The organism is Marinilactibacillus sp. 15R (assembly GCF_001895285.1).
Classification (GTDB): Bacteria; Bacillota; Bacilli; order Lactobacillales; family Carnobacteriaceae_A; genus Marinilactibacillus; species Marinilactibacillus piezotolerans.
The window spans coordinates 1,312,885-1,326,985 of the sequence record NZ_CP017761.1 but is presented as its reverse complement, the minus strand read 5'-3'; the positions used below and the strand labels follow the sequence as shown (position 1 = coordinate 1,326,985).

The window sequence follows — 14,101 nt, the reverse complement described above, 5'->3', positions numbered from 1 at the left end:
TCACTTTCAAGATTACTTAGAAAGTTCTTTTAATAATTTTTTTTCATTCCAGACGGAGACTTCCAGTTCTTGAGCTTTGTCCAATTTACTACCGGCATCTGTTCCAGCTATGAGCAAATCTGTTTTTTTAGAAATACTTCCCGTTACATTTGCCCCTAATGAAGTTAACTCTTCTTTTAAATCATCGCGTTTAAAATGTTCTAACTTTCCAGTTATAACAACTGTTTTCCCATTGAAATATGAATCAGCATTGACAGCTTCTTGTTTTTTCACTCCAGTATAATTCATATTTACACCAAATGATTTTAACTTATCAATAAGATCAACTGCATCTTCCAATTCAAAGAACGCAACGATACTTTCAGCTATGATTTCTCCGATTCCATCAATAGACTGAATGTCTTCAATAGATGCTTGCCTTATATTTTCAATTGTTTCATACTCTTCCGCCAAAAGCCTTGCAGCTTTTGCACCTACGTGTTTAATCCCAAGACCAAACAGCAATCGTTCCAGTGAGTTGCTTTTTGAGCTTTCAATAGCGTTTAGTAAATTCTCCGCAGACTTATCTGCAATTTTATCTAATGTCAAAAGTTCTTTTTTATTTAGTTGATATAATTCTGATACATCTTGTACTAATTGTTTTTCAAAAAGTTGAATGACAATTTTTTCGCCTAACCCATCAATATTCATTGCATTTCTGGAGACAAAGTGAATCAACCGTTCTTTTGCCTGGGCTGGGCATTTGGGATTTACACATCTTAAAGCTACTTCCTCTTCCAAATGTACTAGTTCACTCTGACAAGCAGGACAATGTGTAGGTATCGGACATGGTTCGGTCTCTTTAGATCTTGAATCAAAATCTACTCTCACAACTTCTGGAATAATATCTCCGGCTTTTCTAACAAATACAGTATCCTTTATACGGATGTCTTTTTCCTTTATCAGGTCTACATTGTGTAAACTGGCTCTCTGCACAGTAGTTCCTGCTAAATGAACTGGATCCATTATTGCAGTCGGCGTCACTACTCCTGTACGACCAACAGACCATTCAATTTCATTCACAGTCGTTTTTGCTTCTTCAGCTGGGAATTTATAAGCGATTGCCCATCTTGGGGCTTTCACAGTATAGCCAGCTTGTTCTTGCTCGTCGAATCTATTTACTTTTATAACAATACCATCAATTTCATAAGGCAAACTAGTTCGTTTTTCCTGATACTCTTCAATATATGTCCAGACATCCTCAATTGATTGAAAAACAGTTCTTTCGGGATTTGTTCTTAGACCTAATTTGTCCAGAGAGTTTAATGCTTCGCTTTGTGTTTCCACATTCAAATCTCCGTACTGTACCATCGAATATAAAAATACATTCAAGTTTCTAGAAGCTGTTACTTGTGGATTTAAATTTCGTAAAGTTCCTGCAGCTGCATTTCTGGGATTCGCAAATACAGCATCCCCTTGTTCTTCTCTTTCTTCATTCAATTGTATAAAAGAGGACTTAGGCATATATATTTCACCACGTGCTTCAATTGTGACAGCTCTTTTCAACTTAAGTGGAATTGCCTTGATTGTTCTTACATTCCCTGTTACATTTTCTCCGACTCTTCCGTCTCCTCTAGTCACTGCTTGAACTAGCTTTCCATTGTCATACTTTAACGAAACAGCTAAGCCATCTATTTTGAGCTCGCATTCGTATTCAACTTCTCCATCATCAACCAATTGCCTGACTCGCTTATCAAAAGCCCTTAGATCCTCTAAATCAAAAGCATTATCCAAGCTAAGCATTGGTAAATCATGTTCGACTTTTTCAAATCCCGGCAGAAGCGTCCCACCTACTCTTTGGGAAGGCGAGTCTTGCTGTATTAAAGCAGGATACATTTCTTCAAGTTTAAGCAACTCTTGATAGAGTTTATCATATTCACTATCTGGAATAGTCGGACGATCAAGAACATAATACTCATGGCTGTAACGGTCCAATAAAGTAATCAATTCATCTACTCTTGCTTGGGCTTGCCTAAAATCATTATCTAATACCATTAAGCTTGCTCCTCTCAGTCTTTCCAAGTTTTTTAAACTTTTTCTATTGGTGCAAATGTTGCTAGTAATGGCTTGATTCCGATACCGGGAAATGCAATATCCAGCTGCAAATCCTGACCAGTCCCACTGATCTTAACAACTGTTCCTATTCCCCACGTCTTATGGTTAGCCTTATCTCCAACCGTCCAGTCGAGGCTTTCTGCTCCACTATTACCTGTAGGGTGAGAAGTGACTGTTCTGACTTTTTTATTAGCAGGCATATAGTCATTAGATCGATTACCAAACCCGCTATTGATTCCATTCGAGAATGGTTTTAAACTATTAGATCCAATCCGCTCCAGTAATTCGTCTTCAATTTCATCTAAGAATCTGGATGGTCTGTTTAATTGAGTTTTTCCGTATAACGTTCTGTTCATTGCGTTAGAAAGATAAAGCTTCTGTTCAGCCCGAGTAATTCCTACGTATGCGAGACGTCTTTCTTCTTCCATTTCATTCTCATCTAATTCAGCTCTAGATAATGGGAATAGCCCTTCTTCCATACCGATTAGGAAGACTACTGGAAATTCTAGTCCCTTCGCTGCATGGAGGGTCATTAATGTAATCTCACTTGTAGGTTCTTCTACTTCCGTATCTAAGTCAGATAATAAGGCTAAGTCTGTAAGGAAAGAAATCAGACTCTTATCTTCTTGAGGATCTTCATCGAATTGCTGTGTCACGGAAAGAAACTCATTAATATTTTCAATACGTGCTTCTGATTCTAGTGTACGCTCTTTTTTTAATGTAGGAAGATAATCAGATTTTTCAAGAATTTGTTCTGTCAACTCTGTTACGGTAAGAAATTCTGACATTTTTCTAAAATCATTGATCATGGTAGCAAAAACTTCCAGGTTATTAGCAGCTCGGCCAGATAAGTTGGTTACTTGAGCATTCAAAGCTGCCTCATATAGTGACCATCCCATCTCTTCTGCTGCTAACATTAGCTTTTCAACAGAACTAGCCCCAATACCCCTTTTAGGCACATTTACAACTCTATTAAAACTTAAATTATCTGACGGATTAGCAATAAGTGTTAAATAAGCTAAAATATCTTTAATTTCTTTTCTGTCATAGAATTTATGCCCTCCCACCATACGGTAAGGAATATTCGTTTTGATCAGAGTCTCCTCCATGATTCTTGACTGTGCATTAGTTCTATATAGTACGGCGAAATCGTTGTATTCTTTTTTAGAATCTTGGGCCATTTCTTCTTTAATCTGTTGTACGATGTAGCGAGATTCTTCATGTTCATTGCCAGCTCGATAATAGACGATTTTATTTCCATCATGATTATCCGTCCAGAGATTTTTTTCTCTTCTATTAATATTATGGGATATAACATGGTTCGCTGCTTGTAAAATATTTTTAGTTGAGCGATAATTCTGCTCTAAATAAATCACTTTAGCTTCTGGATAATCTTTCTCAAAATTCATAATATTTTCCATGTCTGCTCCACGCCATCCATAAATACTTTGATCTGCATCTCCAACGACACAAATATTCCGCAGGCGACTAGCCAATAACTGAACTAATTTATACTGAGCATGGTTTGTATCTTGATACTCGTCAACGTGGATATACTGAAATTTAGTTTGATAGACTTTCAACACATCTGGATGTTCTTCAAAAAGCCGTACCGTCAGCATAATTAAATCGTCAAAATCTACAGCTTGTGCATTTCGCAGTTCTCGCTGATACGCATCATAACAGTCAGCAACAATTTTGCTGAAGTAATCATTTGCTTCTGCACGAAACGCAGCTTCATTCTGTAATTTATTCTTTGCGTTACTAATTTCAGAAAGTATTGCACGTGGATTATATTTTTTAGGATCGATGTTTTGTCTCTTTAAAATTCGTTTCATCAATGTCTGCTGTTCACCAGGATCACTAATTGTGAAAGAACGGCTATATCCAATCTGGTCAGCTTCTCTGCGTAAAATTCTTACACACATTGAGTGGAAAGTAGAGACCCATACATCAGTCCCGCCTTTTTTGACTAAATTTGATACTCGAGCTTTCATCTCTGAAGCTGCTTTATTTGTAAATGTTATCGCTAATATATTCCAAGGATTAACACCTTGTTCTTCTATCAAGTAAGAAATACGATGAGTCAGTACTCTCGTTTTACCTGAACCTGCTCCTGCCATGATTAAAAGCGGGCCTTCAGTGTACGCCGCTGCTTCTTTTTGTTTTGGATTCATTCCACTTAAAATATCTTTACGCAGTACCAATATCGTCATCCTTTCAGGTAATCATACATTATTTTATTATACAGAAAACATCTCTTTCTTTCCATAGAACAAGGCATTCCATCATATAAATCTTAGAATATTTACTTTTTTCAAATTGTCATGGGACACTTTGAAACTCATATTAAGGTAATCATTTGTTCTGATCTGAATACTTTTAAACATTAACAACAATTCATAAATACAAAAAAAGCATATTGAGTTAATATCTTCAATATGCTCACTGGATATTATCTTCTTTAATCAGCAGCTTGAACGATGTTTAAAAGAAGCTGGTTCAATAAAATCCTGATTTCTCTTCTAGCATAAGGATAATTATGCTCTTGTAAATATTGAATCAGCTGCTCATAATGGTTAATTTTAGTCTGACGGCTTTTGTAAAGAATGCTTAAAATTTTCCCACTGTCAGGTAGTAAATCTTTCATTGAATTAAGAATCAAAGATCTACTGTAACGATTATTCTCCAACACAAGCAGTTCTTCCCATAAATTCCATTCTTTTTCTTCAAAGTCATCTTCATTATTTAAATTGGCTTTTTGCATACTTTGCAATATATTTTTTGCTTCTTTAAGTTCCATTTGTTTTTCTGACTTTTCTAGTTTCATCAAATAATGGATAACCATTAATTCAATAAATTCAATGCGTTCACGAAAAGCTTTTGGGTCGATAACTAATGGAAGGATCCTAACACCTTTATAGGGTTCGATCACAATATAATTTTCTTTTTCTAGACGTGTAAACGCATTACGAATCGGAGTTCGACTCATCTCCAACATATTAGCAAGATCTTGTTCACGAATATGCTTTTGTGGCAGCCATTCTTTACTTTCAATTTTCTGCTTTATAAAATGATAAGCTTCTATCTCTCTTTTTTTTACTTTTGTCATTTTTTCAGTCCTTGACTTTTGATCTAATTATTATGATACATCATTAGGTCAAAATAAATCTATAATAATTAAATATAACCAGCTACATTCCTATATCTGAAAGAAGTACAAGTAATTCATTAATATTATCTGTAGGGATTAAAACATGTCCCTTTTCAGTATTAGGATCAGTAGGATCACTTTGATAAAAAGTAAATTTCCAGTCTTGCTGGATACTAGCTTGCGTGTAAGCCTGCTCAAGCTGAGTATAATTGAACAGTCTCATTACAGCAGGTCTAGTATGACTAACCTTTTGAGGCAATGGCCAACCGCAAATAGCACGAATATGAGCATCAAATTGTGACAATTCTCCTTGATCTATTGTGTAATGAAATGCCTGATGAGGATGACCAACTAATTCGTTTATATAGAGTGAACCAGTCGAAGTAGTAAATAATTCTAATGCTATAACTCCTTGAAAGTCAATATTATCAGCCACAATTTGAGCAATTCGATTTACTTCTACTACAACATCTTCACTGATACGCGCTGGTGTGACTGATTGATAAAACTCATCATTACGGTACATCATTTCAATTACTGGATAAATCAATACCTGATTAGATTTATCTTTAGCAATGGCTACACATAATTCTCTTTCAAATGGTATCCACGCTTCAAGTACACTAGCACCTGAATCAACCAGATTTTTAGTGCGGGGAATATCACTTTCGTCATACAAAACAACATGCTCTTTATATCTCTCATCTGTTCTATTTGCTTTCAATACGCAAGGATAGCCAATACTTTGAACGGCTTCTTCAACGTCTTCTATAGAAACAATAGTAGCAAATGGAGCAATATTAAGACTATTTGATTCTAAAAAAGCTTTTTGTAAAACCCTATCCTGAGAAATGGAGAGTAAGTCTTCTCCTTGTGGAACAGGTAGAGTGCGTTTCATCATACGCAGATAATCTGAGTGAAAAGCTTCAGTCTCATATAAAACTACATCACTTTTCATTGCAAGATCCTGGAAGGCTTTTTCATTTGTCAACTCTGCTCTTAAATGCCAATCTGCGATACTGCTAGCTGAAGACTTAGCATTTGGGTCTAAAATTCCAACTTTGTAGCCCATTTTTTTTGCAGAAAGTGCCAGCAATCGAGCAACGCTTCCACCACCGATTATTCCTATTGTTTTACCGGGTTGAATCCATTCACTCATGGTTAACGCTCCTCTTTTTCAATTTCTCTTCAACAATCAATTAAATACTACTAAAATCTATTCATTAAAAGGTTTCTTGGGTAATTTATTTTTCTTGATTTTCTTAGTCCAGAATCCGCCATTAATATATCTTGGTTCATATGAGATAATGAAGGCTTTCGCTTCAATTTCATGAATCTTTACATACAAGTCACGCTCATTCGTTCGAGGTGTTAAAATCTCCAGCACGAAACGATCCCCTTCTTTTCCATATGCTTGAGTAGTTGTTACTCCGTAACCAGAATCCCTTAATCTGTTTGCGATCTCATAACCTTTTTCAGGTACGATAGTCGTTACTAAAATATATCCTAAGGCCAGATAATTCTCTATTTTCATTCCAGTAAAAATGCCTACTCCAAATCCAAGTGCATAAGCCACTACATTAAATATATTATCTAAGTTATCTAATACTAATCCAAGTCCCACTACATAGATTGCAATCTCTACCATTGCTATAAAAGGGGCTATCGATTGATAACCTTTCATCGTCAACATCATTCTCAATGTATTAAGCGTAACGTATACCACGTTTATGCAAAATATTGTCAATAACATTATCCAATCTAAATCCACTAAAAACTCTCCCTGTTTTTTGTCCTATCTATAGTTTTACATACTAGAACGGCTGAGACAAGTGTAGCCGTCTCAGCCTAGTTTTAATTCAGTCTGCTTCTTCTATTGACTGTTTATGGTCATCTTCAAATAAAATTTTTTCAACTCTTAAAGTCAATATTCTTGATCCTTCAAGCGACTCTACTCTCATTAATAAATCTTCCAATTTCAAAAAAGCATCATCATCTTTACCGGGTACGCTTCCAAATTCAGTAATAAAATAACCGGCTATCGTATCCACATTTTCTGATTCAATTTTCGTATTAAAGAAATCATTAAACTTATCTATTGGCGCTGATCCCTCGACGATAAACTCCTGATCTGAAACTTGCTCAATCAAATTATTTGTTTCGTCGTATTCATCGTCAATCTCTCCAACTATTTCTTCTAAGAGATCTTCTAACGTCACGATTCCAACTACTCCACCATATTCATCATTCAGTACAGCCATTTGATTTTGTGTACGTTTCATCTGAAATATCAGGTCATCAATATAAATTGTTTCTGGAACAAAAAGTGCTTCGTTACTAATTTCCTTCAAGTCAATATCATATAATGCTTTTTCTTTTGATGCTTTCAGTAGATTCTTCACATGAACGATACCTAGTATATTATCTTTATCTTTAAAATATAAGGGTACTCTTGAATGAGGTGTATTGAGCATCGCATCAATATTTTCTTTGTTTGAATCATCGTAATCCAACATAAATGAATCTGTCCTAGGCACCATTACTTCTCTAGCAATCTTGTTGTCAAGTGAAAGTACTCCCTTGAGCATTGAAAATTCTTCCAGATCGATAATCTCATGGTGATGACTTTGCTCTAAAAATGTACGGAATTCATCACGCGTCATGGTTTCTTCTTGGGCATTGAAATCGATCGGTAATATCTTTTTCATGCCGTTTGTGATGACTTTCAACGTCCAGACTATCGGAATAAATAACTTACGAACGAAAAGCACAACACCTACAAGAGCCATAGCCGTTTGATCAGGATTTTGAGCTGCAATTGCTTTAGGTAACTGTTCTCCAAAAATAAGTACAATAGAAGAAACAACCAACGTGATTACAATCATACTGACAATTCTGGCATAAATAAAACCTCCTAAAAGCCCAGCTAAGTAATCCGTATAATAAAATGAGGCTAATGCACTGCTGAATAGTGCTGAAAGCGTCAGTATGATTCTGACAGCTATCAGATAATCATCCGATTTTTCAAGCAGATCCAACACTTTCTTAGCTTTCCTGTTACCTTCAATTGATAACTCGATAATTCTAGTTTGGTTCAGTGACACCAGCGCTATTTCAATCGCCGCAAAAATCCCGTAGATCAAAGTCAATAAGATGATGAGTGAAACATGCCCAATTAAGGGCTGTATACTCCCAGGATCTGAATTCATTATGTTTTTTCTCCTTTTTTATAAACAAACTTTTTATTTTTTTTAAAATCAAAGTCACTATATCACATATCCTATGGTCTCACAACAGAATAATGCACTAGATTTCTATGCATCATAGTTACTCAGTTGCTTTCAAATCAGATAATACCGGCAGGAATCTGTCGACGACATCACCACTGCTTTGTCCTTCTAAAAATCCCAAAAACGTAAAATCATTATCTTCAGCATCAAAGGCGTAAACAAATCCATTTGTGACATTTTCGCCGTCTTCTGAAATTTCAGCTGTTCCCGTCTTTGCACCGACTGTAAAAGGTAATTTAGAGAAGGCATGAGCTGTACCATTCGTGTCTTGAACTGCTGTAATAAGATCTTCCTTAATCAATTTTGCAGACTCTGCTGTTACTGGACTTAATTGATTTGCTTCTCCCTCTTCTTCTAATTCAAGTTTAGGGAAAGTCATTGCTCCCTCGTTGACAACAGCTGAATAGAACGAGATTTGATGAATTGGACTCATTAATAGCTCACCTTGCCCGTAAGCAGTATCTGCTAACAATGTTGGGCGACTGAGCGTTCCATCATTAGATATTTGAGCGGGTTGCATACTAAATGGTAAATTCATATTCGCTCCAAAAGGAAACTGACTTAATTTTTCTACAAACTCATTTTCTCCCATTTCCAAAGCTTCCATTGCAAAATAGATGTTATCTGAATACGTAATAGCTGCTTGCAGATCCACTTCTGTAACGGCATCGCTTACTCTAGTGATTTTATGATCCCCAAAAGAATTATCTTCCGGCTGCCATTCTAGTCCTTCTATTGTATGTGTTTTGTCAGGTGTAGTTACACCTAAATCAAGCCCAATCATAGAAGTAAGAATCTTGAATGTAGAACCAGGTGCATATCTTTGAGCAAAACGCGCTAAGAAAGGACTATCTTCATTTTCTGTATAACTCTGATATTGTTCATTTGAAATTCCTTCAATAAATAATTGTGGATCATATGACGGAGAACTAGTTGCAACTAGCAGTTCTCCTGAATCTGGCGCCATTACAACAGCTGAGCCTGGATCCCCTTGTAGCTGATCATACATTTCTTGCTGCAGACCCATATCAATTGTCAAACGAATATTTTCACCGTCTTGTTTTTCAGATTCAACCAAGACTTTTTTCGTCTCTCCTGCTTCAGTTTCAATATAGATTTGTCCTCCCTTTGTTCCTCTTAATCGTTCATCAAAAGCTGCTTCTAATCCTGCTTTCCCGACAGTATCACCAGATTGTAACGTTGGATTACTTTCGATATCTTCCGCTGTAACCTCTCCGACATAGCCTGTCAAATGCGCAGCTGCTTCACCTAATGGATACATTCTAGATTCAGTTTGTCTATATACGACTCCTGACAATTCTGGTCTGTTTTCTTCATCCACTACTTTAATAGGTACAAAACTTTCATCAGTTACCCAACTCTGCTCAAGTAATTCTTCTAATGAAGAAACCTCAAGGCCAAAATTTTCTGATATATTAGATAATTGTTCGTTACGCACATCTCCTTCACCTAATGCACCTGGTAATAATCCAGCTTCCCATGCACTTCCGTTTCCGGCAAGCATATTTCCATTCCGGTCATTAATACTGCCCCGTTCTCCTTCATCATAAGAAAGTTTGACTGTATCTCCTTCTTCCATATCTGGAAAGATCAAGGAAGTATCCCAGTCCACAAACATTTCATCCTCTACTTCTGAAAAAGTTGTCTGATATTTTAAATCTTCTAATCGGCCAAGTGAAGTATCCATGGCAAGTGTATATGAAAATTTATATTGATCAGTTTCTTCATCTAATACAAGTTCATATTCCATATTATCTATATTACCAGCTCCTATTCCAGAGAATATCGTTTCATATCTTTCACCGATTTCTTCTCTAGTATAGGGTGCTTCACTGATTGATTCTTCAGATAGTAAAGTAACAAATTCTGTCATATCATTATCAGCCAATGCATCTAAGTAGCTTTGCGAAAGTTCTTCGGCTAGCGACTGACGCCTTTGCGCTTCTTGATTTGCTTGCCAGTTACTGTATAAAAAGTATCCACCTACGCCAACTATAATAACTAATATTACGATTAACGGGACGAGCCAGACCTTTTTACTATTTTTCTTGTTATTAAAACTATTTGAAGATTTTTTCATACATAACCCTGCTTTCCAATTATTTAAAATGATTCTATTAGTGGTTTCATTTATCTAATTTAATAAGTAATTTTACATTAACTTTCAAAATCGTCTTTTTCCTGTTTTCTATATTTATCCATTTTTTTACTGAATAATTTACCGTTTGACGGTGGAGTATACGTAATTGCATTAGCTCCTGCTTCTATGGTAGCTTTTATACTTTCTTCCGTAGGTCCTCCTGTTGCAATGATCGGTAATTTAGGATAGTTTTCTCTAATTTCTCTAACTAACTCTGTTGTGTTGCCAGCATTAGAAATATTCAAAATATCAACTCCCGCTGCCAGTCTCTCGTCAATATCTGTATATTCAGATACGATTGTCATAATAATCGGAATATCAACGACTTCATTGATAGCTTCGATTGTTTCGATTGGAGTCGGGGCATTTACAACAACCGCCAGGCACCCATGAGCTTCTGCGAAGAGAGCCATATTAGCCGAACGTGGTCCTTGAGTTGTCCCACCTCCCACGCCTGCAAGTACTGGAATCGTAGACACAGATGTAATGGCTTCAATAATTGCCGGATGCGGTGTAAATGGATAAACAGCCATAATCGCATCAGCATTATTATTCATAATAATTGCGATGTCTGTAGTAAAAAGCATCGCTTTAAATCGTTTTCCATTGATATTAATTCCACTAGCTTCTCTTATAACATCTGGAACCGCAATATAATCTTTTCGCAAATTAGTCTCAACGACAGGCATTTCTTTTTTCTTGGTCATTCCTTACTCTCCTGTTCAATAGTATCATAATCATATTTATATAATTCGTAGGTTTCTATCACAGAGATTACTTTTTCTGGATAATCCGGATCAGTTGCGTATCCCGCCGTTTGCAGTGCCTGCGCTGATTCTTCATAAGTGGGCGCTTCAATCACTTCTTGATAAAGATCTTCATCCCATTCAGTACCATTCTGAAGGAGTTTCGCATAATCTTCCATTGATTCAAACAGTGAATTATAACTTCTAAATTGAGCGTCTATTTCAATCCACTCATTTTCTTCAAATTCATTAGTAGTATACGAACTAGGATTTTCTCCTTTGATTCCATAATAATTATTTTCTTTTTGGGCTAATTCACTTTTACCCCAATTAGACTCAAGTATGGCTTGTGCAATCATCACACTCGGTCTTACACTATATTTTACTTCAATAAGTTTAGCATTCTCTGCTAATTCATTAATAAACTCCTGCTCATAACTTGTAGAAACTCCACTCGGTTCTTCAAATAATTTTTTACTGATCAATGCAATCGAAAATATAAATAGTATAATAAACACTAAGATAACTTTCATTCCTAAAATCACTGGACTTTGTTTCTTTTTACGTGGATTTTTGTGTTTTCTGATCGCCTTTTTAGGCACGACAATCTTCTCCTTTGAAACCAATAGACAATTTTTTCTTAATAATTATTCATCTAGTCTTGTTTCGCGTTCCGTCAACAGTTCTATATATTCTTCAAGAGCGAGATTATGATCTATAATAAATCTGGCATTTTCTTCTCCAACATATCTAAAATGCCATGATTCATAATTGATATCTGTTACTTCTTTCTTATCTTCTGGATAGCGTAGAATAAATCCATAATCACCCATTGTATCGATCAACCATTTTAATTGTAAATCAGGAGCAGCATAGTCAGGTGTAAATTCATTTCCCTCGGCAATCCATCGTTCATCAATAAGATCAACAGCTAGTCCCGTATGATGCTCACTACTTTTAGGAATCGCGATATATTCCTCCGTTTTTTTTATTGCTTCTTCCTTTGAATCTCCCTTTTGCATGTATTGGTCAACTCTATAATCAAAATTATTTTGCTGTCTTTCGACTGATCTATAACCAGATGCGAGATATAAATTATGACCTGCTGATTCTGCTGCAGCTGTCCAGTTTTCATATGCATTTACTATTCTGCGGTCAATTTGTTTATCAGGCTCCACTTCTACTAAATCAGGTTCAAAATCATCTGGCAATGGATTCCAGTTATTAACCAAAATTAAATTCCAGTCTTCTGTGCTGACATTTTCTGGAAGTGATTCTATCAATGCAAGGTGATTTTTTTCTTCTTCTGTCACCGAGTCGGTTTCTTCTTTAGATTGATTACTATTAGTAGATTCACTATCTTCTTGATCTGTTGCAGTTGTTTCAGATACTTGTTCGTTTATTCTCTTCTCATTATCTATAGCGGAACATCCTGTCAAAATTAATGAACTTAATAGAAGAATAAGCCGTCTTTTAATCATCATAAAAAATCTCCTGATTTGTTTAATTCACTTCTCCTATTTTACCACAACGTAAACGAACATAACAAAGTCTTGGCGAATATCTGAACTTTATTAACCGTTTACTTCATATTTTTGATACAATTAACTAGGAAAACTTGTCTTATAACAAGTGACTTCTAAAATATACTGAAAGTAGGAATGATTATGACTAGAATCAAATGGGGAATAATTGGACTTGGCGGGATCGCTCATGATTTTGCAGCTTCATTTAAATCAGATAACGCAGAACTCACTGCCGTTGCTTCGAGAACGCTTCAAAAGGCCCAGGATTTCGCATCAGAATATAACGTTCCAAAAGCTTACGGACACTATGAAGCCCTTTGCTTCGATCCAGATATAGATATTATATACCTGGCAACACCTAATAGTCATCATGCAGAAAATATCAAGATGGCATTAAATGCCGGTAAACACGTCCTATGTGAAAAAGCCATGGTCATGAACAATACCCAACTTGAAGAAATATTAAGCTTGGCAGACGAAAAAAATCTGATTGTTGCTGAAGCAATGACGATTTATCATATGCCTTTATTCAAACAGTTAAAATCCAGAATTGAAGCTGGTGAATTTGGCAAACTAAAAATGGTCAACGCAATGTTCGGAAGTCTTAAAGATACTGACCCTTCAATGCGATTCTTCAATAAAGAGCTAGGCGGCGGAGCATTACTTGATATTGGTGTCTATGCCTTGTCATTCGTTCGTTACTTTTTGAGTAGCCAACCGACTGATTTACAAACAATGGTCAAACTATACGAAACCGGCGTTGATGAAATGAGTACCATTCAACTAAGTAATGATAAAAATGAATTGTCGGCTGTTTCCTTATCCTTTAGAGGTAAAATGCCTAAACAAGGCGTCATCATCTGTGAAAATGCCTTTATTACGGTAATAAATTACCCTAGAGCAGATAAGGCAATCATCACTTACCCAGATGGTACATCAGAAACTATCGAAGCTGGTTCTTCAGCATCTGCTTTGTCTTATGAAGTACAGGATCTTTCTGACACTCTACTAAATAAAGAAAACAAAACTTATATTGAGTTAACTAAAGATGTTACTGACCTCATGGACAAATCTGCAAAAGCCTGGGGAATGGATTTGACTAAGTAAAGATTAATAAAAAAGATAGATCT

The 14,101-nt window shown here is 35.9% G+C and carries 11 protein-coding genes; 1 reads left to right on the top strand and 10 read right to left on the bottom strand.

The genetic code is table 11. From position 1 onward, the window contains the following. Positions 1-12: 12 nt before the first annotated feature. The 10 genes from ligA to BKP56_RS06340 all read right to left on the bottom strand — a co-directional run bounded on the left by ligA (position 13) and on the right by BKP56_RS06340 (position 12,929). Positions 13-2,034 carry an NAD-dependent DNA ligase LigA gene (gene ligA / locus BKP56_RS06385; protein ID WP_072694318.1) on the bottom strand — a complete coding sequence of 674 codons (2,022 nt, stop codon included), beginning with the start codon at positions 2,032-2,034 and terminating at the stop codon, positions 13-15. Positions 2,035-2,066: 32 nt separating this feature from the next. Then, on the bottom strand, positions 2,067-4,301 hold the full coding sequence (gene pcrA, locus BKP56_RS06380) for a DNA helicase PcrA (protein ID WP_156849268.1): 2,235 nt from the start codon (positions 4,299-4,301) through the stop codon (positions 2,067-2,069). 257 nt (positions 4,302-4,558) lie between these two features. Continuing rightward, on the bottom strand, positions 4,559-5,206 hold the full coding sequence (locus BKP56_RS06375) for a GntR family transcriptional regulator (protein WP_072694316.1): 648 nt from the start codon (positions 5,204-5,206) through the stop codon (positions 4,559-4,561). An 82-nt stretch (positions 5,207-5,288) separates the two neighbouring features. Continuing rightward, positions 5,289-6,407: a 5-(carboxyamino)imidazole ribonucleotide synthase gene (locus BKP56_RS06370; RefSeq protein WP_072694315.1), complete on the bottom strand. Its 1,119-nt coding sequence runs from the start codon at positions 6,405-6,407 to the stop codon at positions 5,289-5,291. A gap of 57 nt (positions 6,408-6,464) precedes the next feature. Then, entirely contained in the window at positions 6,465-7,001 is a 537-nt protein-coding gene (locus BKP56_RS06365; protein ID WP_072696033.1) for a DUF2179 domain-containing protein, read from the bottom strand. 106 nt (positions 7,002-7,107) lie between these two features. After that, a complete protein-coding gene (locus BKP56_RS06360) occupies positions 7,108-8,457 on the bottom strand; it encodes a hemolysin family protein (protein WP_072694314.1) in 1,350 nt (449 codons plus the stop codon). Between the two features lie 118 nt (positions 8,458-8,575). Beyond that, entirely contained in the window at positions 8,576-10,639 is a 2,064-nt protein-coding gene (pbp4, locus tag BKP56_RS06355; RefSeq protein ID WP_072694313.1) for a penicillin-binding protein PBP4(5), read from the bottom strand. A gap of 77 nt (positions 10,640-10,716) precedes the next feature. Further along, entirely contained in the window at positions 10,717-11,406 is a 690-nt protein-coding gene (locus tag BKP56_RS06350; RefSeq protein ID WP_072694312.1) for a hydrolase, read from the bottom strand. Continuing rightward, positions 11,403-12,047, bottom strand: coding sequence for a glycoside hydrolase family 73 protein (locus BKP56_RS06345; protein ID WP_083540497.1), 645 nt, complete (start codon positions 12,045-12,047; stop codon positions 11,403-11,405). Before BKP56_RS06345 ends, BKP56_RS06350 begins: the two co-directional genes overlap by 4 nt. Positions 12,048-12,092: 45 nt before the next feature. After that, the gene (locus BKP56_RS06340; RefSeq protein ID WP_083540496.1) at positions 12,093-12,929 is read right to left on the bottom strand and encodes a M15 family metallopeptidase; all 837 of its coding nucleotides are present in this window, start codon (positions 12,927-12,929) and stop codon (positions 12,093-12,095) included. Between the two features lie 183 nt (positions 12,930-13,112). On the opposite strand from BKP56_RS06340, the gene BKP56_RS06335 reads away from it, so the two are divergent. Continuing rightward, complete coding sequence (locus tag BKP56_RS06335; protein WP_072694311.1) at positions 13,113-14,078, top strand: Gfo/Idh/MocA family protein; 966 nt, start codon at positions 13,113-13,115, stop codon at positions 14,076-14,078. Positions 14,079-14,101: the final 23 nt, after the last annotated feature.